This window comes from Escherichia sp. 94.0001, assembly GCF_013369155.2.
Taxonomy (GTDB): Bacteria; Pseudomonadota; Gammaproteobacteria; order Enterobacterales; family Enterobacteriaceae; genus Escherichia; species Escherichia coli_F.
Genome location: NZ_JABWMS020000033.1, coordinates 1 through 25072, shown reverse-complemented (window position 1 = coordinate 25072; position 25072 = coordinate 1). Strand labels below are relative to the sequence as shown.

Annotated in this window: 24 protein-coding genes; 11 read left to right on the top strand and 13 right to left on the bottom strand. The window is 47.7% G+C overall.

Going from position 1 to position 25072, the window contains the following annotated elements; genetic code table 11:
* Positions 1–113: 113 nt before the first annotated feature.
* The 3 genes from ptsP to ygdT form a co-directional block, all read right to left on the bottom strand.
* Complete coding sequence (gene ptsP, locus HEN33_RS15455; protein ID WP_000957918.1) at positions 114–2360, bottom strand: phosphoenolpyruvate--protein phosphotransferase; 2247 nt, start codon at positions 2358–2360, stop codon at positions 114–116.
* Positions 2361–2372: 12 nt separating this feature from the next.
* Complete coding sequence (gene rppH / locus HEN33_RS15450) at positions 2373–2903, bottom strand: RNA pyrophosphohydrolase (RefSeq protein WP_000564486.1); 531 nt, start codon at positions 2901–2903, stop codon at positions 2373–2375.
* Positions 2904–3255: 352 nt separating this feature from the next.
* Complete coding sequence (gene ygdT / locus HEN33_RS26835) at positions 3256–3402, bottom strand: protein YgdT (RefSeq protein WP_269218580.1); 147 nt, start codon at positions 3400–3402, stop codon at positions 3256–3258.
* A gap of 185 nt (positions 3403–3587) precedes the next feature.
* Here ygdT and mutH point away from each other — a divergent pair, with 185 nt between their 5' ends.
* From mutH to HEN33_RS15430, 4 genes are all read left to right on the top strand, one after another.
* Entirely contained in the window at positions 3588–4277 is a 690-nt protein-coding gene (gene mutH / locus HEN33_RS15445; protein ID WP_000082180.1) for a DNA mismatch repair endonuclease MutH, read from the top strand.
* Between the two features lie 68 nt (positions 4278–4345).
* Positions 4346–5059, top strand: a complete 714-nt coding sequence (locus tag HEN33_RS15440; protein ID WP_000895624.1) for a TerC family protein — start codon at positions 4346–4348, stop codon at positions 5057–5059.
* A gap of 136 nt (positions 5060–5195) precedes the next feature.
* Positions 5196–5414 (top strand): lipoprotein YgdR, encoded by a 219-nt coding sequence (gene ygdR / locus HEN33_RS15435; RefSeq protein ID WP_000758655.1) that lies wholly within the window; start codon positions 5196–5198, stop codon positions 5412–5414.
* Between the two features lie 107 nt (positions 5415–5521).
* On the top strand, positions 5522–6562 hold the full coding sequence (locus HEN33_RS15430; protein ID WP_001199299.1) for an NADP(H)-dependent aldo-keto reductase: 1041 nt from the start codon (positions 5522–5524) through the stop codon (positions 6560–6562).
* 31 nt (positions 6563–6593) lie between these two features.
* On the opposite strand, the gene lplT is transcribed toward HEN33_RS15430, so the two are convergent.
* Complete coding sequence (gene lplT, locus HEN33_RS15425; RefSeq protein ID WP_000004624.1) at positions 6594–7787, bottom strand: lysophospholipid transporter LplT; 1194 nt, start codon at positions 7785–7787, stop codon at positions 6594–6596.
* A complete protein-coding gene (gene aas, locus HEN33_RS15420; RefSeq protein WP_176262878.1) occupies positions 7780–9939 on the bottom strand; it encodes a bifunctional acyl-ACP--phospholipid O-acyltransferase/long-chain-fatty-acid--ACP ligase in 2160 nt (719 codons plus the stop codon). Before aas ends, lplT begins: the two co-directional genes overlap by 8 nt.
* Positions 9940–10524: 585 nt before the next feature.
* Here aas and galR point away from each other — a divergent pair.
* Positions 10525–11556, top strand: coding sequence for an HTH-type transcriptional regulator GalR (gene galR / locus HEN33_RS15415; protein ID WP_088542174.1), 1032 nt, complete (start codon positions 10525–10527; stop codon positions 11554–11556).
* Between the two features lie 6 nt (positions 11557–11562).
* On the opposite strand, the gene lysA is transcribed toward galR, so the two are convergent.
* The gene (gene lysA, locus HEN33_RS15410) at positions 11563–12825 is read right to left on the bottom strand and encodes a diaminopimelate decarboxylase (RefSeq protein WP_001120734.1); all 1263 of its coding nucleotides are present in this window, start codon (positions 12823–12825) and stop codon (positions 11563–11565) included.
* A gap of 121 nt (positions 12826–12946) precedes the next feature.
* Between lysA and lysR the strand changes: the two genes are divergently transcribed.
* The gene (gene lysR / locus HEN33_RS15405) at positions 12947–13882 is read left to right on the top strand and encodes a DNA-binding transcriptional regulator LysR (protein WP_039020555.1); all 936 of its coding nucleotides are present in this window, start codon (positions 12947–12949) and stop codon (positions 13880–13882) included.
* Here lysR and ygeA read toward each other — a convergent pair.
* The 5 genes from ygeA to HEN33_RS15380 form a co-directional block, all read right to left on the bottom strand.
* Entirely contained in the window at positions 13869–14561 is a 693-nt protein-coding gene (gene ygeA / locus HEN33_RS15400; protein WP_176262879.1) for an amino acid racemase, read from the bottom strand. The genes lysR and ygeA overlap by 14 nt on opposite strands.
* Before the next feature lie 128 nt (positions 14562–14689).
* Positions 14690–16108 (bottom strand): arabinose-proton symporter AraE, encoded by a 1419-nt coding sequence (araE, locus tag HEN33_RS15395; RefSeq protein WP_000256438.1) that lies wholly within the window; start codon positions 16106–16108, stop codon positions 14690–14692.
* A 314-nt stretch (positions 16109–16422) separates the two neighbouring features.
* Entirely contained in the window at positions 16423–17184 is a 762-nt protein-coding gene (kduD, locus tag HEN33_RS15390; protein WP_000603526.1) for a 2-dehydro-3-deoxy-D-gluconate 5-dehydrogenase KduD, read from the bottom strand.
* A gap of 29 nt (positions 17185–17213) precedes the next feature.
* On the bottom strand, positions 17214–18050 hold the full coding sequence (gene kduI / locus HEN33_RS15385) for a 5-dehydro-4-deoxy-D-glucuronate isomerase (protein ID WP_176262880.1): 837 nt from the start codon (positions 18048–18050) through the stop codon (positions 17214–17216).
* A 286-nt stretch (positions 18051–18336) separates the two neighbouring features.
* Entirely contained in the window at positions 18337–19518 is a 1182-nt protein-coding gene (locus tag HEN33_RS15380) for an acetyl-CoA C-acetyltransferase (protein WP_000656039.1), read from the bottom strand.
* Positions 19519–19772: 254 nt separating this feature from the next.
* Between HEN33_RS15380 and HEN33_RS15375 the strand changes: the two genes are divergently transcribed.
* The 4 genes from HEN33_RS15375 to yqeJ all read left to right on the top strand — a co-directional run bounded on the left by HEN33_RS15375 (position 19773) and on the right by yqeJ (position 23712).
* On the top strand, positions 19773–21002 hold the full coding sequence (locus HEN33_RS15375; RefSeq protein WP_176262881.1) for an amino acid permease: 1230 nt from the start codon (positions 19773–19775) through the stop codon (positions 21000–21002).
* 459 nt (positions 21003–21461) lie between these two features.
* The gene (locus HEN33_RS15370) at positions 21462–22094 is read left to right on the top strand and encodes a helix-turn-helix transcriptional regulator (RefSeq protein WP_176262882.1); all 633 of its coding nucleotides are present in this window, start codon (positions 21462–21464) and stop codon (positions 22092–22094) included.
* 333 nt (positions 22095–22427) lie between these two features.
* A complete protein-coding gene (locus tag HEN33_RS15365) occupies positions 22428–23237 on the top strand; it encodes a winged helix-turn-helix domain-containing protein (protein ID WP_088542177.1) in 810 nt (269 codons plus the stop codon).
* A complete protein-coding gene (yqeJ, locus tag HEN33_RS15360) occupies positions 23230–23712 on the top strand; it encodes a protein YqeJ (RefSeq protein ID WP_183083441.1) in 483 nt (160 codons plus the stop codon). The genes HEN33_RS15365 and yqeJ overlap by 8 nt, the downstream gene beginning before the upstream one ends.
* 32 nt (positions 23713–23744) lie before the next feature.
* Here the strand turns inward: yqeJ and HEN33_RS15355 are convergent, their stop codons facing one another.
* Together HEN33_RS15355 and yqeK are read right to left on the bottom strand one after the other, a co-directional pair.
* Entirely contained in the window at positions 23745–23825 is an 81-nt protein-coding gene (locus HEN33_RS15355) for a hypothetical protein (RefSeq protein WP_072132081.1), read from the bottom strand.
* Positions 23826–23860: 35 nt separating this feature from the next.
* Entirely contained in the window at positions 23861–24286 is a 426-nt protein-coding gene (gene yqeK / locus HEN33_RS15350; RefSeq protein WP_000350603.1) for a protein YqeK, read from the bottom strand.
* Between the two features lie 430 nt (positions 24287–24716).
* On the opposite strand from yqeK, the gene HEN33_RS15345 reads away from it, so the two are divergent.
* A partial coding sequence (locus HEN33_RS15345; protein ID WP_183083440.1) for a hypothetical protein occupies positions 24717–25072 on the top strand: 356 nt, incomplete at its 3' end.

The following is a 25072-nucleotide window of genomic DNA, read 5'->3' as shown; positions in this document are numbered from 1 at the left end:
ACAGCGATTGAAATGCGCGCCGCAGGTTTCAGGCGCTCCAAAGGTGCGAATAATAGCACAAGGGGACCTGGCTGGTTGCCGGATACCGTTAAAAGATATGTATATGATCCGCGCTATAACCCTCCGCGAATCAACCCGCCCATGCCGCGACGCTCCATAAAGGCTGCAACCTGATGGCGAACTTCGGTCGCCAGTTGCGCTTCCAGACTGCGCTGCGCAAGATTTTCTGCTTCGGCATAATCAATGCGCCGCAGCAGGTATTTTACGCGCGCTACAGAACGTCCGTTCATAGACAGATGGCGATACCCAAGCCCAATGAGGATTGCCACGCACATGGGATCGCCCGCCATTTCACCGCACAAACGGAGATCGATACCATGTATTTCCGCTTCCCGAGCGATCATCGCCAGAGCTCGTAACATTGCAGGATGAAGACTGTCATAAATGTTCGCCACCCGGGTATTGTTGCGATCAACGGCCAGGATGTATTGCGTCAGATCGTTGGTGCCAACAGAGATAAAATCGACCCGCTTTGCCAGATGCGGCAGCATAAATACCATTGACGGCACTTCCAGCATGATGCCGATACGTGGTTTGGGAATTTCGTAACCGATCATCTCCTCGACTTCACGTCCTGCACGTTCAATCAGGCGGCGTGCTTCGTCAACTTCATCGAGGCTGGTGACCATCGGCAACAGAATATTCAGGTTGCCCGTAGCGGCATTAGCACGCAGCATCGCCCGCACCTGGATCAAGAAGATCTCCGGCTGATCGAGCGTAATGCGAATCCCACGCCAACCCAGGCATGGATTCTCTTCGCTGATCGGCATGTAAGGCAGCTGCTTATCTGCTCCGACATCCAGCGTACGCAAGGTGACGGGTTTATCATTGAACATTTGCAGCATCCCCTGATACTGCGCCACCTGTTCTTCTTCCGACGGAAAACCACTTTGCAACATGAATGGGATTTCAGTGCGATAAAGTCCTATGCCATCAATACGGCTGCCCAGTTTTTGTTCATGTTCCGGGCTTAAACCGGCATTGAGCATGACTTTAATGCGCTCGCCGCTTTTTAACTGGGCGGGTAAATTGACGTCATCTTCCGCCAGACGGCTAAGCTCAATCTCTTCACTAATTAGCCGCTGATATTCTTGCAGCAGTACCGGCTCCGGATCGACCAGCAATTCACCGCGATAACCATCGACGATCAACGTCCGACGATGCAGCACCGAAGGCTGAATATCCGCGCCCATTACGGTAGGGATCCCCAGCGCACGTACCATGATCGCAGCATGGGAGTTGGCTGCGCCATCTCGCACGACAACACCGACTAAGCGATCCTGGGGCAGCTCAGCAAGCGTTGTCGCTGACAGTTCATCTGCCACCAGAATGAAACGTTCCGGCCAGGCGTTCGGCCCTTGATTAGCGTCATCAAGATGAAACAGCAATCGCTGACCCAGCGCACGTAAATCGCCAGCCCGCTCTTTGAGATAGTTATCGCTTAGCGCGGCAAACTGTTCGGCAAATTTTTCAATGACCGTTTTTACCGCCCACTCTGCCACCGAGCCTTTATCAACCTCGGCAAACAATTCGCGACGCAGCCGGGTGTCCGAAAGCAGGTGCGAGTAAAGATCGAAAATAGCCGCCGTTTCTTTTTGTGCACCGGCGGCAAAGCGTTTGCTGTAGCGGCGAAACTCGTTTGCCGCTTCTTCCAGCGCCCCGGTCAGTCGTTCGCGTTCCAGAGCCGGATCCAGCGTTGATGCCTGATACACCTGTTCCATTAAAGGTAACGTGGCATCCTGCCAGCCTTCGGCAATCGCCACACCAGGCGCTGCCGGTAATGCACGGATTCGCGTCTGGCGATATTGCCCAAACAAGGCAGTCAACTGCGACTGAGAAAGAATCGCTGCCATCTGGGTGGCAAGCGTCACCAGGAAGGATTCTTCACTTTCGTCATACTGGCGCAACTCTCGTTGCTGTACCACCAGTACACCAAGCAACTGGCGACGTTGAATAATTGGTACGCCTAAAAACGCGCGGAAACGTTCTTCTTTTACGGAGGGGATGTATTTGAAGCTGGGGTGCTTTTGCGCATCTGCAAGGTTTATCGGTTCCGCCAGCCTGCCAACCAGGCCGACGATCCCTTCATCAAACGCAAGCGTTACAGTGCGACCGCGTGGTTTTTTCAGCCCCCGGGTCGCCATCAGGTAGTAACAACGTCGGTCATGATCGGCCAGGTAGACCGAACAGACCTCGGTATCCATCGCAAGACAGATGTCGGTAACCAGAATATTTAACGCCTCATTCAGGCGTGGTGCGCTGGCTACCTTTTCGACTATTTCGCGCAGGCGAGTGAGCATAATTGGCGTGACTTAACCTCTTTTACGTCGATAAGCAGATGCGTTTTGTGGTTTTGGCGTATTATCCTGCAGCGCCATCACAACACTCGCGAACTCTTTCATTACCCTACGGTAGACATCACGTTTAAATGACACCACCTGTCTGACCGGATACCAGTAACTTACCCATCTCCAGCCATCAAACTCTGGTGTACTGCTGGTTTGCATATTGATTTCTGCATCGCCGCTCACCAGCTGCAAGAGAAACCATTTTTGTTTTTGGCCGATACAAACCGGCTTCGTGTCCCAACGCACCAAACGTTTCGGTAATTTGTAGCGCAACCAGTTACGCGTTGAAGCAAGGATTCGAACGTCTTTGCGGCTTAATCCTACTTCTTCAAACAATTCACGGTACATCGCCTGTTCTGCGGATTCTCCTGGGTTAATTCCGCCTTGCGGAAATTGCCAGGAGTGCTGACCAAATCGCCGGGCCCACATTACCTGCCCCTGGCGATTACAAATCACGATACCTACGTTTGGGCGGTAGCCATCGTCATCAATCACCGGACTACCTCAAAATAAAGCTTTATATACGAATGATTGTTTCATACTCCATGAAGACGGTAAACCACTCTCTGCAGGGCATTACACACTAATAACAATTGAATAACTCACAGTTATGTGCAGAGTTATAAACAGAGGAAGGGGTGGATAGCCGTTTTTATTCACCTTTTCTGTGGATAGAGTTGTGAAGAACTACGGAATTACTACGGGAAAACCCGGAGCATTCTGAATAAGCCTGATATCGACACTTTAAAATAATCATTACTAGTCAATGCATTACATGTAATTTAAGTAATAAAAAGGAGTAATTCGTGACCCAGGTCACACCTCTCATTTACAGGTTGGCGAAAGATCAACCAACGCCGTATTTATCCACAGAATGTGCCACTAAGTTAAGCACTGAACCACTAAAAACTGGAGTTTCGTCGCACGTCAAGGCTGTAAATGGAAACAGTAGTGGAGGTTTTTCACAGTTATCCCAGCTTTCTGTGGATAACATGGTGTAAGATCCTGTTTATTTTCAGTGACCAGATTTGGAAAACCCGTTGCAGTGTTGCGCAACTCGATTACCGACAATCTAAAAAGCAATATAAATCATAGAATTGAATAACGCATGTGGAAAAAGTTACACTGCGAATATTCGGCAAAGAACAGCTGTTTGTTTTTTAACCAAGGTATCATGACATGTCCCAACCTCGCCCACTGCTTTCTCCTCCCGAAACAGAAGCACAGTTGTTAGCGCAAGCACAGCAACTTTCCGGTTATACACTGGGTGAACTGGCGGCACTTGCTGGGCTGGTGACGCCGGAGAATTTAAAACGCGATAAGGGCTGGATCGGCGTGTTGCTGGAGATCTGGCTAGGTGCCAGTGCAGGGAGTAAACCAGAACAAGATTTTGCTGCTCTGGGTGTGGAACTTAAAACTATTCCTGTGGATAGTCTTGGGCGTCCGCTGGAAACAACATTCGTTTGTGTTGCCCCATTAACGGGCAATAGTGGAGTGACCTGGGAAACCAGCCACGTGCGCCACAAGCTCAAACGCGTGCTGTGGATACCGGTTGAAGGCGAACGTAGCATCCCGCTGGCGCAGCGTCGCGTAGGATCACCATTGCTATGGAGCCCGAATGAAGAGGAAGACCGGCAACTGCGCGAAGACTGGGAAGAATTAATGGATATGATTGTTCTCGGTCAGGTTGAGCGGATCACCGCTCGTCACGGGGAGTATTTACAGATACGCCCGAAAGCAGCGAATGCGAAAGCGCTTACCGAAGCCATTGGTGCCCGGGGCGAACGGATTTTGACGCTGCCGCGTGGCTTTTATTTGAAGAAGAATTTCACCAGTGCGCTGCTGGCCCGTCATTTTCTGATCCAGTAGCCATCGCTTTGACCTGCCGCTTTCCGGGCATATAATTACCGCTTCATTTTTTTGGCAGGGCTTTTTAGATGTTATTTGCATGGATAACCGATCCTAACGCCTGGCTTGCGCTCGGTACGCTGACGCTGCTGGAGATCGTTCTTGGGATCGACAATATTATTTTTCTTTCTCTGGTGGTGGCAAAGCTCCCCACAGCACAACGTGCTCATGCGCGGCGTCTGGGGTTGGCGGGAGCCATGGTTATGCGTCTGGCGCTGCTGGCATCAATCGCCTGGGTTACGCGCCTGACAAATCCGCTTTTTACAATATTCAGCCAGGAAATTTCCGCCCGTGATTTGATTCTGCTTCTGGGTGGCTTGTTCCTTATCTGGAAAGCCAGCAAGGAAATCCACGAATCCATCGAAGGTGAAGAAGAAGGGCTGAAAACACGCGTTTCATCATTCCTCGGCGCTATCGTGCAAATTATGCTGCTGGATATTATCTTCAGCCTCGACTCGGTGATTACCGCTGTGGGTCTGTCAGATCACCTGTTTATTATGATGGCAGCCGTGGTGATTGCCGTAGGCGTGATGATGTTTGCCGCGCGCTCGATTGGTGATTTTGTCGAACGCCATCCTTCGGTAAAAATGCTGGCGCTCTCTTTCCTGATTCTGGTGGGCTTTACCCTGATTCTGGAAAGTTTCGACATCCACGTACCGAAAGGTTACATCTACTTCGCGATGTTCTTCTCTATTGCGGTTGAAAGCCTCAACCTGATTCGCAACAAAAAAAATCCACTTTGATATCCGTACGCTCTCCTGCAGGAGAGCGTACTCACTCCTGTTAGCCTCACAATTTAAGATTTTCCTGCTTTCAAGATATATAACGTCCATTTATAAACAGACTATTATCATAGGTGGGCCAAATGAGGATAACCGGATGAAAAAATGGGCAGTAATAATTTCTGCAGTCGGACTGGCGTTTGCTGTATCCGGGTGTTCCAGTGATTACGTCATGGCGACCAAAGATGGCCGTATGATTTTGACCGATGGAAAACCTGAAATTGATGATGATACCGGGCTGGTGAGTTATCACGATCAGCAAGGTAACGCGATGCAAATTAACCGTGATGATGTTTCGCAAATTATTGAACGTTAAAAAATAAGGTCAGCATCCGGCTGGCCTTAAGATTTTTCGCTTTCCCTTTTCCCTTCCCTCTGCCATTTTTATATTCCTTATGTCGTGATTATAAAAAGGAAACGGCTATGCAATATCACCGTATACCCCACAGTTCGCTGGAAGTCAGCACGCTGGGGCTTGGCACGATGACGTTTGGTGAACAGAACAGCGAAGCCGACGCCCACGCACAACTCGACTATGCCGTCGCTCAGGGCATTAACCTTATCGACGTTGCCGAAATGTACCCAGTGCCGCCGCGCCCCGAAACGCAAGGGTTAACCGAAACCTACGTCGGTAACTGGCTGGCAAAACATGGCAGCCGCGAAAAGTTAATTATCGCTTCCAAAGTGAGCGGACCGTCGCGCAATAATGACAAGGGCATCCGCCCGGATCAGGCGCTGGATCGGAAGAATATCCGCGAAGCGCTGCATGACAGCCTCAAGCGCCTGCAGACTGATTACCTCGATCTTTATCAGGTGCACTGGCCGCAGCGCCCAACCAACTGCTTCGGCAAACTCGGTTATAGCTGGACAGATTCTGCCCCTGCGGTTTCGCTGCTGGATACGCTGGACGCACTGGCAGAGTACCAACGCGCGGGAAAAATTCGTTATATCGGCGTGTCGAACGAAACTGCATTTGGCGTAATGCGCTACCTGCATCTGGCGGACAAACACGATCTGCCGCGTATTGTCACCATTCAGAACCCTTACAGTCTGTTAAACCGCAGTTTTGAAGTAGGTCTGGCAGAAGTCAGCCAGTATGAAGGGGTCGAACTGCTGGCCTATTCGTGCCTGGGTTTCGGCACGCTGACCGGGAAATATCTCAACGGTGCAAAACCCGCTGGCGCACGTAATACGCTCTTTAGTCGGTTCACCCGCTATAGCGGTGAGCAAACGCAAAAAGCCGTCGCGGCGTATGTTGATATAGCCAGACGTCATGGCCTGGATCCTGCACAGATGGCGCTCGCTTTTGTACGCCGTCAACCGTTTGTTGCCAGCACTCTGCTGGGCGCAACCACGATGGAGCAGCTGAAAACTAACGTCGAAAGTTTGCATCTGGAGTTAAGCGAAGACGTATTAGCTGAAATTGAAGCGGTGCATCAGGTTTATACTTATCCGGCACCATAAGATTAACGCCGGTTAAAACCGGCGTTAAATATTAATGACGGCGCTGCCAGATCCACAGCGCCGTTATTGCCAGCGCAAATAGCGCACCGAAGCCAATGCCAATGGGCACGACCGGGATGCCTACCATTACCGCCAGCGAGTAAATGCCCAGCATCAACAACATGGCGCTGTTTTCGCCAAGGTTTTGTACTGCAATCGCATTCCCCGCCCCGACGCTTTTTTTACCCCGCTCCTGTAGCAACGCATTGAGCGGAACGACAAAAAAGCCTCCCAGCACGCCAATCAGCATCAACAAGGCATAGGCTGGCAGCAGCTCGTGTTGCAGGGAGAAAATCAGTACCACCACGCCAATCAAAATCCCGGCTGGCATACAGCGTGACACGGTTTCCAGCGTAACTAACTTCGCTGCCGCACCTGCACCAACCACGATACCAATCGCTACCATCGCGTTGAGATAGGTGGGCGTAGCGTTATCGGTAATACCCAGCGCCACCGGTACCCACAGCACCAACAGGAAACGCAGCGTGACACCCGCTCCCCAGAATAAACTGGTACCCACCAGCGAAAAACGCGTTTCACCATTGCGCCATAGCGATGTGCAGGCATTCAGGAAACTGCGGGTCATGCTGATGAGATTCCAGGACTGCCCCGGACGCGCCGCCGCCAGTTTAGGAATGTAGATATTGGCAACGACCGCACCACCGTAGGCCAGTGCGCATGCGGCCAGGGCGACCAGGACATGCCAGTCAGCCAGAACACCACCAGCTACGGAACCGAGCAAAATCGCCGCTATGGTAGACGCTTCCATTAAACCGTTAGCTTTTACTAACTTACTACCCGTGGTTAATTCGCCGAGAATACCGTATTTCGCCGGTGAATAGGCTGCAGCACCAACACCCACCAGCGTATAGCCGAGAAACGGATTGATACCAAAGCAGATACTGGCTGCGCCCAGTAGCTTCAGGCCGTTGGCAAACATCATCACCCGGCCTTTGGCGAAGCTATCCGCCACCTGCCCGACAAACGGCGCAAACAGAATGTAAGCACCTACAAACACCATTTGCAGGATGGGCTGGCTCCACTCCGGATAGAACTGCGCTTTCAGTAACGCCAGAGTGGCAAACAGTAGCGCATTATCGCCAAACGCAGAGAGAAACTGCGCCACGATAACCGCTTTCATCCCCTTCGACCACAACGAAGTGTTAGTGTGCACTGACTCACTCATCGTGTTGTTCCGCTTCGTCTACCCAGCTTTTCAACGTGACAAAGTCAGGTTTGCCGCTGCCAAGTAATGGCATCTGTTTCAGATAGCGAATATCGCGCGGTACAGCAAGCTCCGGCACGCCGTGCTCGCGGGCATACTGTTGTAACTTATCGCGCGTCAGTTCGTTATCTGTGGTGAAAAGCACCAGTGCCTCGCCTTTGCTGGCATCGCTCTTAATCGCAGTGGCATGGACTTTATCTGGCGAAACACCAAGTGCCAGTTGTTCCACCATTTCCAGCGACACCATTTCGCCTGCAATTTTGGCAAAGCGTTTTGCGCGGCCCTGAATCTGCACAAAGCCCTGCTCGTCAAAACGCACGATATCGCCAGTGTCATACCAGCCGCGCTCCATTTCGCCGCGAACATTCTCGGCGGTGGGCACTTCCAGTACACCAGGCTTCTCCACCCGCAGATAGCCGTTCATTATGTTCGGCCCTTTCAGTTGCAGGCGTCCGCCCTCTTCGATACCAGGAACCGACAACAGGCGCGCATCCATTCCTGGTAGAATACGCCCTACCGTACCGGGTTTCGCCGCCATCGGTACGTTGATAGAAACGACAGGCGCGCATTCGGTCACACCGTAGCCTTCAAGGATGCGCAGGCCAAATTTATCCTGCCAAAGCTGTTTGGTACTTTCTTGCAATTTCTCTGCGCCTGCCACCACATAGCGTAGACGATAGAAGTCATATGGGTTGGCGAAACGCGCGTAATGACCGAGGAAAGTCGAGGTGCCGAACAACACGGTGCAACTGCGGTCATACACCAGCTCCGGCACAATGCGGTAATGCAGCGGGCTTGGATAAAGGAACACTTCTGCACCTGTGAGCAGTGGCGTAAACAGGCCTACCGTCAGCCCAAAGGAGTGAAACAGCGGTAACGCCGACATAAAGCGATCGTTGGTAGTGAAGTCGGCAATCGTTTTAATCTGCTCGACGTTCGCCAGAATGCTTTTATGGCTATGGACCACGCCTTTTGGATGGCCTTCAGAGCCGGAGGTAAAGAGGATAAGCGCCTCTTCTTCTGGCTGTTGTTTTACCTGGGCCAGACGCGGCATCAACAGATGGGCAAAGATCCATATTTTGTCAGCAGTGGTGACATCTGCTTTTAAATCTTCCAGATAGACCCAGCGCACCTGAGTAAGTTGCTCTGGCAGATGCCAGAGTTTGCCTTTATCGAGAAACTGACGGGAAGTGAAGATGGTTTTGATTTCAGCCGCCGTAATAGCACTGGTCAACCCTTTTACCCCGGCGGTGTAGTTCATCATTGCGGGAATGCGACGACGGGCGATGGCCCCAAAAATCACTGCCGCACTGATGCCTGCATTGGGCAGCATTAAGCCGATGCGTTCGCCTTCAACACTGTATTTTTCAAGGATGCGTCCAACAAACAGCGTTTTCGTAAGCAATTTGCGATAGGAGTCCGGGGTAAAGTTAACGTCTTCGACACATTTCTTCCCGGCTCCGAAGCGGTACATTGCGCTCAGTAAAGATTCGTACAGCGTTTCACGCGGGCGCACCGCCATACGCGCTTCCATCATTATTTGATGCAGCATTTCGCCAGCGATTTTGCGACGGTCACGGGCACGCGGCGCATCCGGCATCTCCACCTGCGTTGGTGGCAAAATATGCAGAGTAATTTGCGGAAACAAGCGACGTTTAACCAGACCTTTCAGGCGGCTGAAGTGCGTAAGTTCCGCCCCTTCAATACGCACAGGAATAACCGTTGCACCAGACTTCGCCGCGACAAAACCCGCGCCATCGTAGATTTTCATCAGCGAGCCAGTGGTGGTGATGCGTCCTTCAGGGAAAATCACCACCGGACGGCCCTGTTCCACCAGACGTACCAGATGTTTAATCGCCATAGGTTGCGTCGGGTCGAGAGGAACAAAGTCGATAAATGATTTCAGCCAACGCATATACCACTGTTGGCTTATTGAGGTGTAAACGGCAAATACCGGACGTACGGGTAAAAACAGTCCAAGCAAAATGCCATCAATAAAAGAGACGTGATTAGGCGTAATTAGAACGCGCTCGCCCTTCAGTGCCTGGGTGTCACCCGTAACGCGAACGCGATACAAAACACGGCACAAATTTCGAAAAAAGCTAAAAAGCATTCCAACTCCCTTTGCTCTGATTCAGTAAAAGCGAATGGAGGGAGATTACACGAGATAAAGAACGCGAGCGACAGTAAATTAGGTGCGAAAAAAAACCTGCGCATCCGCGCAGGTTGGTGCAAGAGACAGGGTACGAAGAGCGTACCGAATAATCTCACCAATCAATACCTCTGGGATCTTGATTGTGGTCTGCACGACGACTCTTCGCCAGCGATAAAACGCAAAGGAATGAAGGGAAATGCAACGAGGTGTGTAAATTGTCGGTTACTGTTACAGATTGATGACCGGCAAAAAAAAACCTGCGCATCTGCGCAGGCTGGTGTAATTCATGTGCTCAACCCGAAGTTGACTTCACCTATCAATACCTCTGGGACCACCACTTTAGCAACCTGAAGCCAAACGCAACCAGCGGTCAATCGCAACAGCGTTTCGCAAAGTGTAACCAAAGGTTTGCAATCTCTTTTTTTGTCTTATTTATTTGCGTTTGGCTCACATTCCCACGATGAAAACACGTCGCCACTTGAACCAACAGGTATTTTCCGTAACACTGACAGAATGTAAGCGTTTACCCACTAAGGTATTTTCATGGCGACCATAAAGGATGTAGCCCGACTGGCAGGCGTTTCAGTCGCCACCGTTTCCCGCGTCATTAATAATTCACCCAAAGCCAGCGAAGCCTCCCGGCTGGCTGTGCATAGTGCAATGGAGTCTCTTAGTTATCACCCGAACGCCAACGCCCGTGCGCTGGCGCAACAGACCACTGAAACGGTCGGTCTGGTCGTTGGTGATGTTTCCGATCCGTTTTTCGGTGCAATGGTGAAAGCGGTCGAGCAGGTGGCTTATCACACTGGTAATTTTTTATTGATTGGCAACGGTTACCACAACGAACAAAAAGAGCGTCAGGCCATTGAGCAACTGATCCGCCACCGCTGTGCTGCGCTGGTTGTCCATGCCAAAATGATCCCGGATGCCGATTTAGCCTCATTAATGAAACAAATGCCCGGTATGGTGCTGATCAACCGTATCCTGCCTGGCTTTGAAAACCGTTGTATTGCTCTGGACGATCGTTACGGTGCCTGGCTGGCAACGCGTCATTTAATTCAGCAAGGTCATACCCGCATTGGTTATCTGTGCTCTAACCACTCTATTTCTGACGCCGAAGATCGTCTGCAAGGGTATTACGATGCCCTTGCTGAAAGTGGTATTCCGGCCAATGACCGGCTAGTGACATTTGGCGAACCAGACGAAAGTGGCGGCGAACAGGCAATGACCGAGCTTTTGGGACGCGGAAGGAATTTCACTGCGGTAGCCTGTTATAACGATTCAATGGCGGCGGGTGCGATGGGCGTTCTCAATGATAATGGTATTGAAGTACCGGGTGAGATTTCGTTAATTGGCTTTGATGATGTGCTGGTGTCACGCTATGTGCGCCCGCGTCTGACCACCGTGCGTTACCCAATCGTGACGATGGCGACCCAGGCTGCCGAACTGGCTTTGGCGCTGGCTGATAATCGCCCTCTCCCGGAAATCACTAATGTCTTTAGTCCGACGCTGGTACGTCGCCATTCAGTGTCAACTCCGTCGCTGGAGGCAAGTCATCATGCAACCAGCGACTAACCGCAGTTAAAGCAATTCCAGCGCCAGTAATTCTTCAATGGTCTGGCGTCGGCGAATCAACCGCGCCTGACCATTATCAAACAGAACTTCTGGTAACAGCGGACGGCTATTGTAGTTGGATGACATTGATGCGCCATATGCCCCTGTATCATGCAGTACCAGATAATCACCTGCCTTCACTTCCGGCAAGGCGCGGGTTTCGACATTTCCCCCTTCCTGCTGGGTAAAGACATCGCCCGATTCACATAACGGTCCGGCGACGACGGTTTCCACCGTTGGTGCGTGTTCCAGAGAACGACCATCAGATGCCAGGGCACTGATATGGTGGTAACTACCGTACATTGCCGGGCGCATCAGATCGTTGAACCCGGCATCAACCAGCACAAAGTGGCGGCTACCCATTTGTTTGACGCTCCGCACTTGAGTAATTAATACGCCAGCCTGCGCTACCAGAAAGCGACCCGGTTCAATTTCCAGTTTCACAGGATGGCCCAAATGGCGGGCGATTTGCTCACGCGCGGCATTCCACAGACCATAATAATGTTCGGTATCAACCGCCTCTTCACCCTGTTGATAAGGAATAGAAAGCCCACCGCCCGCAGAAATAGCTTGTAAATCCTGACCGAATTCGAGGACCTGACGCACCATAGCACCACATACCTGTTCCAGATGGGCATAATCAACGCCAGAACCAATGTGCATGTGAATGCCGACCAGCTGTAGATGATGACGTTGTATCACGTCCAGTGCGGCGGGCAGATCGGTGTACCAGATACCGTGCTTGCTGTTTTCGCCACCGGTATTGGTTTTTTGGCTATGCCCGTGACCAAACCCCGGGTTAACGCGCAGCCATACCCGATGCCCTGGCGAAACCTGCCCCAGTTGGTCGAGCATATCGACAGAACCCGCATTCACCGGAATCTGCAATTCACTGACGCGTTCAAGCGTCGCCTGATCGATAACATCTGCCGTAAAAACAATATCATCGGGGTGCGTTTGCGGATTGTAACCCGCCACCAGTGCACGCTCTATTTCGCCTAACGAGACGGAATCCACTTTTACGCCCTGCTCACGCATTAAGCGCAAAATATGAATATTGGAACAGGCTTTCTGTGCAAAGCGCACCACATCAAACTGTTTCAGCGCTGCAATCTGCCGACGAATAATTTGCGCATCGTAGACCCACACCGGGCAGCCAAATTCTGCGGGCAAACGCAGCAGATTTTCGGCGGTGAGGTCGGTATCGGTGCTGAACAGTGAATGTGGCATAACAAACTCCAGATAAGTGCTTTTTTATGATTACGCCACATCATAAAAAGAATAAAAAATATCGATTTATGTCGAGTCTATGCAAAAATGATATGGATTACCGGATTGCGAGAGAGCGCTAATGGCCGCCGTTAACTTACGTCATATTGAAATTTTTCATGCGGTAATGACCGCCGGAAGCCTGACTGAGGCGGCACACCTGCTACACACCTCACAGCCAACCGTCAGCCGCGAACTGGCGCGCTTTGAGAAGGTGATCGGGCTGAAATTGTTTGAGCGCATACGTGGACGATTACATCCTACCGTGCAAGGACTGCGTCTGTTTGAAGAAGTGCAACGATCCTGGTACGGACTGGATCGCATTGTCAGTGCCGCAGAAAGTCTGCGCGAGTTTCGCCAGGGAGAACTGTCTATTGCCTGCCTGCCGGTCTTTTCGCAATCTTTTTTACCGCAGCTCCTGCAACCCTTTCTGGCACGTTATCCCGATGTCAGCTTAAATATCGTGCCGCAGGAGTCACCGCTACTTGAAGAGTGGCTCTCGGCCCAGCGTCATGATTTAGGACTCACTGAAACGCTCCATACGCCTGCGGGAACAGAACGTACCGAATTACTCTCTTTAGATGAAGTGTGTGTGTTACCTCCGGGTCATCCGCTGGCGGTAAAAAAGGTATTAACGCCGGATGATTTTCAGGGTGAGAACTACATCAGCCTTTCCCGTACTGACAGCTATCGCCAGTTGCTGGATCAATTGTTTACTGAGAATCAGGTTAAACGACGCATGATCGTAGAAACCCACAGCGCCGCGTCAGTCTGCGCAATGGTACGGGCGGGGGTAGGTGTTTCGGTGGTTAACCCGCTCACCGCACTGGATTATGCGGCAAGCGGTTTAGTAGTGCGGCGGTTCAGTATTGCGGTTCCGTTCACCGTCAGCCTGATCCGCCCCCTGCACCGCCCGTCATCAGCGCTGGTTCAGGCGTTTAGTGAGCATTTACAAGCGGGATTACCGAAACTGGTCACTTCTCTTGACGCTATTTTGTCGTCAGCTACGACAGCATAAAAGCGACAGCATCCTCGGCATGGATCGCCGCGGTATCAAACACAGGCAGAACACTGCGCTCTTCTGGCACCAGTAAACCAATTTCTGTGCAGCCAAAAATGACGCCCTGTGCGCCCTGTTCTGCAAGGCGAGCAATCACTTGCGCATAATAAGCGCGTGACGCTTCGGTAAATTGCCCCAGACACAGTTCTTCAAAAATAATCTGATTAATTTTTGCCCGTTCATCCGCTTCAGGAATGAGACAGTTGATGGAAAATTGTTCCGTCAGCCGCCCGCGATAAAAATCCTGTTCCATGGTGTAACGTGTACCCAGCAGCGCCACACGAGTCATCCCAGCCCGGATAATTGCACGTCCAGTGGCATCCGCTATATGTAAGAAAGGCAGAGAGCAACGAGACTCAATGGCATCCGCCACTTTGTGCATCGTATTGGTACATAACACAATGCCTTCTGCGCCCGCCCGCTGTAAGCCAAGCGCCGCCTCAGCCAGAATATCCCCGGTTTTGTCCCACTCGCCGCGACACTGGCACTCTTCTATTTCATGAAAATCGACGCTATGTAGCAGCACTTGCGCAGAGTGAAGCCCACCAAGCCGCTGTTTAATACCTTCATTAATCAGACGATAATAAGGAATAGTGGATTCCCAACTCATTCCTCCCAGCAAACCAATTGTTTTCATTCCTCTCTCCTGATGTGTGTTACCGCAACAAGGCTGAATAAGGAACGAGACAAACGCCTCAACGGCCAGGTGCCCAATCTCTATTAACGAAAAAAGGGCCGGATGTACAGCACATCCGGCCCGTGAAATCAGACGCCGATATTTCTCAACTTTTCGCCTGCCATAAGTTTGCGTTCGATATGTTCCAGCGTGACATTTTTAGTTTCCGGAATGAGCCAGAAAGTGATGCCCACAAACGCAATGTTCAGCGCAGTGTAGAGCCAGAACGTACCGGCAGCGCCAATGCTATCAAGCAGTGTCAGGAAGGTCGCGCCGATAATCATATTCGACACCCAGTTTGTCGTCGTTGAGCAGGTGATGCCAAAATCGCGGCATTTCAGCGGCTGAATTTCAGAGCACAGGATCCACACCACTGGCGCGGCGCTCATCGCATAACCGGCAATACACATCATCGTCATGCCAACAGAGAGCCAGGACAAGCCACTGGAAGCCGTACCGTTATCAAACTGCATCAGGCAATAGCCCAGCACCAGAGTGCCTAACGCCATCACGCTGAAACCAATTTTCAGAGCCGGTTTACGCCCTGCTTTATCTACCGTAAAGACCGCAATGAAGGTGGCGAACATAAAGGTCAGCCCTACGACCAGAGTCGCAATCATCTGTTGTTCTGTGGTCGTAAAGCCCGCCATTTTGAAGATACGCGGCGCGTAGTACATGATGATGTTCATACCGGTAAACTGCTGCATCGCCTGCAACAACATACCGAGAAACACAGCACGACGGACGTTACGGTTGATCTTAAACAGTGCCCAACCGCCCTGTTTTAACTTCAGGCTTTCACGAATTTCGTTGAGTTCTTCTCGCGCTTTTTCCGACGTATCGCGCAGCATACGCAACACTTCTTCCGCCTCAATATGACGCCCCTTTTCCGCCAGCCAGCGCGGGCTATTTGGCAGGAAGACCACCAGAATAATCAGCAGGACTGCTGGTAAAGCAAGAACCCCCAACATTGCGCGCCAGTTACCGCTATAACTGAACGCTGTATCGGATAAAAACGCCAGCACGATGCCGAGTGTGACCATCAACTGGTACATACTGATCATCTTACCGCGAACGTTTTCACTTGCCATTTCAGAAAGATACAGAGGAGCGGTGTAAGACGCGATCCCGACAGCAATGCCCAGCACCACACGAGCGGCGATTAACATCTCTACGCTGGTCGCAAAAGCGGACCCGATCGAACCGAGCACAAAAAGGATAGCCCCCGCCATCAGGCTGTATTTACGCCCCAGGCGGAACGACAGCCACCCATTAAACAGCGCACCAATTGCTGCGCCGAGCATCATGCTACTAACCACCCATTCCTGCAAACGGCTGGTCAGCACAAAGTGATCGGTAATGAACGGCAAGGCTCCGGCGATTACGCCGATATCAAGACCAAATAACAATCCTGCGACCGCAGCAGCTACCGAAACAAACATATTCATACGCCGCGTATCCCGCAAAGAACGTGGCGTTAAAGCAGATTCCGTATTGATAGTAACCATTTTTTCCTGCCAGCAGAGAGTAAGACATAGTGAAAAAATACGTGAACAATTCACACAGGTGTCAGGTCGGAAATAGCATAAATATGGATTAAATTGCTGCGACATGTCGTTATGTGATGGATATTCCAATTTTCAAATTAAGTTGAATTATTGAGATTATTATTAACCAACTAATTTTAAAGCAGATAAAATTCATAAAGTTCACTAATTGATAATTGATATGGATTATTTCATAACCATGATATGGATTATGATGATCTACAGGTATAAAAAACCCTGCCATGCGGCAGGGTCATAAAAGTAAGAAGAATGGATTAACGAGCCAGCCAACCGCCATCCACGGCAATGGTATAACCATTCACATAATCTGAAGCACTGGAGGCAAGAAACACTACCGGCCCCATCAGGTCACTCGGCAGTCCCCAACGGCCAGCTGGAATGCGGTCGAGAATTTCCGCGCTACGTTGTTCATCTGCCCGTAGTTGTTGAGTATTGTTGGTCGCCATGTAACCCGGAGCTATCGCATTAACATTAATGTTGTGTTTAGCCCATTCATTCGCCATCAATCGCGTCACGCCCATCACGCCGCTTTTTGATGCGGTATAAGAAGGCACACGGATCCCGCCCTGGAAGGAGAGCATTGACGCGATATTGATAATCTTGCCGCCATTGCCTTGTGCGATAAAGTGTTTCGCCGCTGCCTGAGACATGAAGAATACGCTCTTGATATTCAGGTTCATTACATCGTCCCAGTCTTTTTCGCTGAACTCGAGAGCATCTTCGCGCCGAATCAATCCGGCGTTATTCACCAGGATATCAATATGACCAAACTCAGCTACCGCGCGATCCAGCAGTCCAGGAATACCATCAATCTTTCGCAGATCGGCGGTCAGGCTTAAAAAACGACGCCCCAGCGCCGTGACCTGCTTGATGGTTTCAGTCGGTTCAACGATGTTAATGCCAACAATGTCACAGCCCGCTTGCGCCAGCCCCAACGCCATCCCCTGACCCAGTCCAGTATCACAACCAGTGACGACCGCAACTTTACCTTCGAGAGAAAATGCACTTAAAATCATAACAATACCTTATTCGTTTATGCCCACAACTAGCGCAAATCTTTAACGGCCACATGGTCCATATCATCAAAGACCTGGTTTTCACCGACCATGCCCCAGATAAAGGTATAAGCTTTGCTTCCGACACCGGAATGGATCGACCAGCTCGGGGAGATCACCGCCTGCTCGTTATGCATCACAATATGACGCGTTTCTTGCGGCTGCCCCATCATGTGGAAAACGCAGGCGTCATCATCCATATTGAAATAGAAATAAACTTCCATCCGGCGCTCGTGGGTGTGACACGGCATGGTGTTCCACAAGTTACCCGGAGCCAGCTCCGTCAGCCCCATACTCAATTGGCAGGTTTCCAGCACATCCGGGACAAAATATTTGTTAATCGTGCGACGGTTGCTGGTGAGGTTATCGCCTAACGTGACTGGAGATACTTCGTCCGGTGTGACTTTTTTGGTGGGATACGTCGTATGCGCAGGTGCGCAATTGTAATAAAACTTCGCCGGAGTAGCGGTATCAATACTGGCAAAGACAACTTCTTTTGCGCCTTTACCAACATACAGGGCTTCGCGGTGACCGATTTCATAGCATTGACCATCGACGGTAATCGTACCGGCACCGCCAATATTGATAACACCTAGCTCGCGACGTTCCAGGAAATAGCTTACCCCGAGTTGTTTACCAACTTCCCCGCCAACGGAAACCGTTTTAGTTACCGGCATAATGCCGCCAACAATAATACGGTCAATGTGGCTGTAAACCATGGTGTACTCATCGGCGACAAATACCTTTTCAACCAAAAATTCATTGCGCAACCCCTGGGTATCCAGCGTTTTTGCATGCGCACTGTGGATACTCTGTCTTACGTCCACATCAACCTCCGATAATCAGTGAAGCGTGAAAATAGAAAACGATAGTGAAACGCTGTTTCGTTTTCTCTATAAGGGGATGATATGCCCACAGGGTAGGGTTTTCAATTAAAAATAAAACAATGTTTCATTTTTAAGGTAAGGACTGAAAAAAGTGCAGTGTCGATCACGAATATGTCATGAGAATGGAAAAATCAGGGAGCCCTGAAAATGTATGTCGACTCGCCAGCCACCATTATTCAACAGATTAATGACGGCTGATATTTATCGGTAAGGAGGAAATGCAGAGCTATTCGTCACGTTCAATGGTCAATGCCACGCCCTGGCCCCCGCCGATACAAAGCGTAGCCAGTCCTTTGCGGGCATTACGTTTCACCATTTCATGAACCAGAGAAACCAGGATTCGGCAACCGGACGCGCCTATTGGGTGACCGAGCGCGATCGCGCCACCATTAACATTGACCCGACGCTCATCCCATTCAAGCATCTTGCCAACCGAAAGCGCCTGAGCAGCAAACGCTTCATTAGCCTCAATAAGATCGACATCAGCCAACTGCCAGCCGACACGTTCCAGGCAACGGCGTGTCGCATACACCGGCGCAATTCCCATTAATGCCGGATCTACACCAACGCTGGCAAATGCGCGAATGCGGGCAAGCACGGGTAAATTCAACGCTCGCGCTTTGGCTTCGCTCATCATCATTACCGCAGCTGCGCCATCGTTTATGGATGATGCATTACCCGCTGTCACAGAACCGAGACTATCAAATGAAGGATTTAAACGGGCCAAGCCTTCTGCACTGGCGTCAGTGCGTGGCTGTTCATCGGTATCAACAACCAACGCCTGACCGTTACTTTGGGTCATTACCGGGACGATTTCATCTTTAAATCGTCCGGCGTCAATCGCCGCTCGCGCTTTTTGTTGCGAGCTAAGTGCGTAAGCATCCTGCAACTGACGGCTGATGCCATATTCGCGAGCCAGATTTTCGGCGGTGACACCAATATGATAATCATTGAAGGCATCCCACAAGCCGTCATGCACCAGACTATCAACCAACTGGCTATTGCCAAGCTGTGCACCGGTGCGGCTATCTGTAAGAACGTGTGGTGCGCGGCTCATGTTTTCCTGGCCACCGGCGATGACAATATCCGCCTCGCCACACTGGATCGCCTGAGTAGCCAGATGCAGTGCTTTAAGCCCGGAACCGCAAACGTCATTAATAGTGATTGCAGAAACGCTGTTAGGAAGACCACCTTTAATAGCCGATTGCCTTGCCGGATTTTGCCCTGCCCCTGCAGTCAACACCTGACCAAGAATCACTTCATCCACCGCATATGCAGAAACACCGGTACGTTCTATTAACGCTTTCACGACCAGGCTGCCAAGTTCCACGGCGGAATGACCCGCTAACGCACCACGAAAACAGCCGATAGGTGTCCGTAACGCCCCGACAATCACAACGTCTTTCATCACAACCTCGCACCAATTGACAGTGCAATAGTAAATGATTGTTAATTACAGTTATCTTAATTGTTTAAAAAAAGTGATTTTTATCACAAAGGAAATACGCCTGACCAGCACTCAGAGACATAACTGGCACGTAAGGTTTGCAACCACTAACCCACCAATAGAGAGGTAGAAAGGGCGTTAATCTCCCATACTTAACCTGGTTTATGGTAAATTGCCCTCCATTTTGTTTAATTTGTAGATGATACGTTCAGATAATGTCTAATATTTGGTCAAAAGAAGAAACTCTGTGGAGTTTCGCGCTCTACGGCACAGCCGTTGGTGCAGGCACGCTCTTCCTTCCTATTCAGTTAGGTTCGGCAGGGGCTGTGGTCCTGTTTATTACTGCTCTGGTCGCCTGGCCTTTAACATATTGGCCACATAAAGCCTTATGCCAATTCATCCTCTCATCAAAAACATCAGCAGGTGAAGGGATAACGGGCGCGGTAACACACTACTATGGCAAGAAGATTGGTAATCTGATTACCACGCTGTACTTCATCGCCTTTTTTGTCGTCGTGTTGATATATGCCGTGGCAATTACCAACTCACTTACGGAACAGCTGGCAAAGCATATGGTTATTGATCTTCGCATCCGTATGTTGGTGAGTCTGGGTGTTGTATTAATTCTGAATCTCATTTTTCTGATGGGACGCCATGCCACTATTCGGGTAATGGGATTTTTGGTATTCCCATTGATTGCCTATTTCCTATTTCTATCTATTTACCTGGTCGGTAGTTGGCAACCTGATCTATTAACTACCCAGGTAGAGTTCAATCAGAATACCCTTCACCAGATATGGATATCGATTCCCGTGATGGTTTTCGCCTTTAGCCATACGCCCATTATTTCTACGTTTGCCATAGACAGACGTGAAAAATATGGCGAACACGCTATGGATAAATGCAAAAAAATTATGAAAGTCGCTTATCTCATCATCTGCATAAGTGTACTGTTCTTTGTCTTTAGCTGCCTGCTTTCTATTCCACCTTCGTATATTGAAGCGGCTAAAGAAGAAGGGGTTACCATTTTATCGGCGCTTTCTATGCTGCCGAACGCCCCAGCATGGTTGTCAATTTCCGGGATTATTGTCGCAGTAGTTGCGATGTCGAAATCATTCCTGGGTACGTACTTTGGCGTTATTGAAGGTGCCACGGAGGTCGTCAAAACAACACTACAGCAGGTTGGTGTAAAGAAAAGTCGTGCATTTAACCGCGCACTATCAATTATGTTGGTATCGCTCATTACCTTCTTTGTTTGTTGCATTAACCCGAACGCGATTTCGATGATTTACGCGATCAGCGGCCCGCTCATTGCCATGATACTTTTCATCATGCCTACGCTGTCAACATATCTCATCCCGGAGCTTAAACCCTGGCGTTCCATCGGAAATCTGATTACGCTGATCGTGGGTATCCTGTGCGTATCGGTAATGTTCTTTAGCTAATATCCGTTGTGAATGGTTCAAAATTGCTACAATTTTGAACCATTCCAGTTTTCATAATGTTCATTTGTTATTATTCCGCCCTATCACTTCTCTCGTCATATCCTAGTATTATCAGTTAGTTAAACACACAAAGAGATCTGAACATCTTAAATAAGACTATTTAAGATGCATAACTTAGATTCGCAAGATATCTTCTGGTCATTCAAAAACAATTTGCGATATAGATATTCTTATACCATGAGATAGTTATCTGGACCGTTCTCAACCATGCAAGATTAAATCAGTGAAACATAATCATATTTGATAACGAGAAATGCATTTTTAAATGCCTTACTCAGAATTATAGCAAATACAGATTAATCGCAATTTTTCCCAGCAAAATTACAAAATCATGGTGTATTGACATCATCAATAACCAATGAAATTATGCAATTATATACGGATAGGGAGGTTCTTAACATGGGGCTTTGTAGTCGTTATAAAAGTCTTACATGCAATAGTTGCTCAATGCATTGCCAAATAATGCCAGAAGAGTCACCGCGTTTGCAGTATTGCGCAAACTCGTGTTTTTGTATGTGGCCCGAAGAAAGTTCATATTTTAATCGTGGTGTGGTGGAAGGTATCTTAACAAAAAACCACAATGCGAGATTAAGCGGATATATTTTTGTCGATTTTTCAGTAAGTTCTTTACGTCTATTCCTTGAAAAAGACTGGATTGACTATCTTGCAAGTACTGACATGGGGATTGTTTTAGTCAGCGACCGCAATATGCAATCGTTAGCTAACTACTGGCGAAAACACAACTCTGCAATATCTGCTGTCATATATAATGATGATGGTCTTGATGTTGCCAATGAAAAGATCAGACAACTATTTATTGGTCGTTATTTATCATTTACCAGAGGGAACACATTAACTCAGATGGAATTCACCATAATGGGGTATATGGTTTCTGGTTATAATCCATATCAGATTGCTGAAGTTCTGGATATGGATATCCGTAGCATCTACGCGTACAAGCAACGAATCGAAAAGAGAATGGGTGGTAAAATAAACGAGTTATTTATTCGTTCACATTCGGTCCAACATTGATACTCAACAATCTGCCAGAATCATACTCTGCTTATACGGGCATCTATTGAAATGCCCGTATTATATAAATAAGCAGTAACCCCAAGAGTAAACAACATGGTATTTAAAACCATCACACGAAAAATTCAGAAGCATTACGAAATATGGATTTACAAACAATAGTGGCGTAAATGTTAATCATGTTAATTTACGTAAAGTTTTACGTTGCGACATTAAAGCCTCATTTCAATCATTATGATAAATATAAAATTAATATATATTTATGCCGTAAATACCAATATACTTAGCAAACTATGTGATTTCCATTTCGATTGATTTAGTGTCTATTGACGTATGTACTGGATTATTAACGATAATATCGAGTTCTGGCCTGAGCACCGAAAATTAATATCGGTACATAACGCCGATCTTAACGTCGTTCTGACAACGCCAGCCAGTCGTTGTTTATCACTTCTACTTGAAGCTTTTCCTGATGTGGTTGCACAACAAGATTTTTTCACCAGAGTCTGGGAAGAAGAAGGTATGCGTGTGCCAACTAACACGTTATATCAGAACATATCCATTATCAGACGCGGATTTCGCGCTGTTGGTGATACCACCCACTCGCTTATTGCAACCGTGCCGAGAAGAGGATTCAAGATTCATAATGACATTAACATACAAAATCATGCAATAAACTCTTCAACAGACGCACATACACACAATACCCCACCTGCCGTAAAAGGTAATGCGGGGTACAAAGAGAGCATTGGTAGTGCAAACAATTTCAATAACAAAATCCTCAAACATATAAAAAGTTATCTAATTATGTTGAGCATATTTGCTATAGGCGTATATTCTGCACATTGGCTATGGAATAATAATCAACCGAAGCCATTCTTCAAGGATTACAAGACTGTTGCGGAAATTAATGGCTGCCATTTTAATGTGACAGAAGATACAATTGATGGGTTGAAAGAGTTCGATAAATATAAGACACGGATACTGGATTCGGGGATTAACTGTAAAAAATATCCGTGGTTATACTTCCCTCTTGCAAAATCCTCACCGAGGATGATTGTTATGGCATGCAATAAAAACTATAACCAACATGAAGTGGCAGGCTGTTTAACCCTGTCTTACCGTGAGGTTAATCGTGATTGATTATAAAAAAAACTTATTATTTATTTTAGTTTTTATCAGTGGGTTTATTCTCTTCATTGTTTACTCTTATACTGCAGAAAAAATGATATATAATGAAACATGCACTGCAAATTGGGTAATATTTAATGACAAGGGGCGAGCAAATCTTACCATCGACTTTATGTATAACCAAAAAAATAAAACAGGAACTGTTGCGTTGAGCGGAACCTGGCAACAAGGTAACAGAGAAAGTAAATCAATACGGCGAAATATTGAATACATATGGATTGAAAACTATGACACTGCCCATTTAACATCAAAGAAAGTTAATAAATTTGAGATCATGGATCAAGTCGATGATGATAGACTTGCAGAACTTATTCCTGATTTTTATGTCTTTCCAGAAAAAAGTGTAAGCTATAATATACTAAAGCAAGGTAAGCATGCTTTTATTTTGAGTATTGGTAACAGAGCAATCATGCATTGTGCAAGGTAAACTTAAATAGATAACAAAAAGATGGAACCTCGTTAATCATAAAACAATAAAATTAAATATGCTTGTAGTATATGCCAGTATAAAGCATCAAAGTTTTGATCAACATCTTTCATTTTAGACATCACCTTGCAATGTAAAATATCATGTATCAACAACATCTGGTGCAAATCCATGAGTCGAACTCAACATTCATCTTAGCTCTATTATTATTCCTTCGTACAGTCGATGTAAACAATACAGAAAGAGGATTATTAAGAACCAGTTTACTTAGTGAATCAATAGAGGAAAGGACTAACGTTTCTTTAAAAGAATTGATTTCATCATCTGTTAAACTAAACTCATCATTGACAGATCGTGAGATATAACTGTTTTTAACTTTACTCTTTACGTTGACTTTACTGACAGAATTAACATTCACATATCTTGAATTTAGTGCCCATGATGTTGTTTGCGTGAGAACCTTCTCAGCATTAAGGAATTTTTTTAACGGAATCCTTGGTTTCTTTTTCGAGTCCGAATTTACAATATCATGCATATAGACCATTTCATGAATCTGCGAAAACTCAATGTCCATTATATACCTCACATTTTTACCGTGACTCGATGTTACTTTTCAATAATCACCTTCCATCAATACTAAATTTAATACCCCTAATGTGCCGATAACAAATATAGTCATTCTACGTAACGTCTCCATAAGGTGATAACCTTGATCAAATGAATTTCAAAAATAATAAAAGGAAATCTTTTGAGATGTTTGTCACGAATAAAGCTATTTATGTTACCAATATCATTTCGAGTGTGCACACTATCTATCTGTTTTTTCAGGATATAAAAAACAACATGTAAGTTATGTAAATTGCCGATGCTACTAAGTAACATTATGGTAAAAAAAGTAAAAATGAGCGATTTTTGATAGAATAAAGCATTAGAAAAGGTGATATTTGACATTATCAGAAGCTGCGAATTCGGATTTTGCTCTAATCAAATGAGAGAAATGTAAAATGAAGCCACGAAATATTAATAATAGCCTACCACTGCAACCATTAGTTCCTGATCAGGAGAACAAAAATAAGAAAAATGAAGAGAAATTCGTGAATCCAGTTAAAATTACGATGAGGTCTGGTTTAAATTATATTGAACAAGAATCTCTTGGAGGAAAATATCTAACACATGATTTGTCAATAAAGATAGCGGATATTTCTGAAGAAATAATTCAGCAAGCAATATTATCTGCTATGAGCATATATAAATTTCCGATAACAGATGATTTAATGAGTATGGCTACAAATGAACTCATAAAATTGGCCAAAATAGAGAATAATTTAGACCTGAATAAATTCTCTACTATATGCACCGA

Excerpts from the sequence above, each read along its gene's own strand:
- ptsP (WP_000957918.1), bottom strand. The coding sequence starts at position 2,360 with ATGCTCACTCGCCTGCGCGAAATAGTCGAAAAGGTAGCCAGCGCACCA.
- ygdT (WP_269218580.1), bottom strand. The coding sequence starts at position 3,402 with ATGTTATCCACAGAAAGCTGGGATAACTGTGAAAAACCTCCACTACTG.
- mutH (WP_000082180.1), top strand. The coding sequence starts at position 3,588 with ATGTCCCAACCTCGCCCACTGCTTTCTCCTCCCGAAACAGAAGCACAG.
- HEN33_RS15440 (WP_000895624.1), top strand. The coding sequence starts at position 4,346 with ATGTTATTTGCATGGATAACCGATCCTAACGCCTGGCTTGCGCTCGGT.
- ygdR (WP_000758655.1), top strand. The coding sequence starts at position 5,196 with ATGAAAAAATGGGCAGTAATAATTTCTGCAGTCGGACTGGCGTTTGCT.
- HEN33_RS15430 (WP_001199299.1), top strand. The coding sequence starts at position 5,522 with ATGCAATATCACCGTATACCCCACAGTTCGCTGGAAGTCAGCACGCTG.
- lplT (WP_000004624.1), bottom strand. The coding sequence starts at position 7,787 with ATGAGTGAGTCAGTGCACACTAACACTTCGTTGTGGTCGAAGGGGATG.
- aas (WP_176262878.1), bottom strand. The coding sequence starts at position 9,939 with ATGCTTTTTAGCTTTTTTCGAAATTTGTGCCGTGTTTTGTATCGCGTT.
- galR (WP_088542174.1), top strand. The coding sequence starts at position 10,525 with ATGGCGACCATAAAGGATGTAGCCCGACTGGCAGGCGTTTCAGTCGCC.
- lysA (WP_001120734.1), bottom strand. The coding sequence starts at position 12,825 with ATGCCACATTCACTGTTCAGCACCGATACCGACCTCACCGCCGAAAAT.
- lysR (WP_039020555.1), top strand. The coding sequence starts at position 12,947 with ATGGCCGCCGTTAACTTACGTCATATTGAAATTTTTCATGCGGTAATG.
- ygeA (WP_176262879.1), bottom strand. The coding sequence starts at position 14,561 with ATGAAAACAATTGGTTTGCTGGGAGGAATGAGTTGGGAATCCACTATT.
- araE (WP_000256438.1), bottom strand. The coding sequence starts at position 16,108 with ATGGTTACTATCAATACGGAATCTGCTTTAACGCCACGTTCTTTGCGG.
- kduD (WP_000603526.1), bottom strand. The coding sequence starts at position 17,184 with ATGATTTTAAGTGCATTTTCTCTCGAAGGTAAAGTTGCGGTCGTCACT.
- HEN33_RS15380 (WP_000656039.1), bottom strand. The coding sequence starts at position 19,518 with ATGAAAGACGTTGTGATTGTCGGGGCGTTACGGACACCTATCGGCTGT.
- HEN33_RS15375 (WP_176262881.1), top strand. The coding sequence starts at position 19,773 with ATGTCTAATATTTGGTCAAAAGAAGAAACTCTGTGGAGTTTCGCGCTC.
- HEN33_RS15370 (WP_176262882.1), top strand. The coding sequence starts at position 21,462 with ATGGGGCTTTGTAGTCGTTATAAAAGTCTTACATGCAATAGTTGCTCA.
- HEN33_RS15365 (WP_088542177.1), top strand. The coding sequence starts at position 22,428 with ATGTACTGGATTATTAACGATAATATCGAGTTCTGGCCTGAGCACCGA.
- HEN33_RS15355 (WP_072132081.1), bottom strand. The coding sequence starts at position 23,825 with ATGAAAGATGTTGATCAAAACTTTGATGCTTTATACTGGCATATACTA.
- yqeK (WP_000350603.1), bottom strand. The coding sequence starts at position 24,286 with ATGGACATTGAGTTTTCGCAGATTCATGAAATGGTCTATATGCATGAT.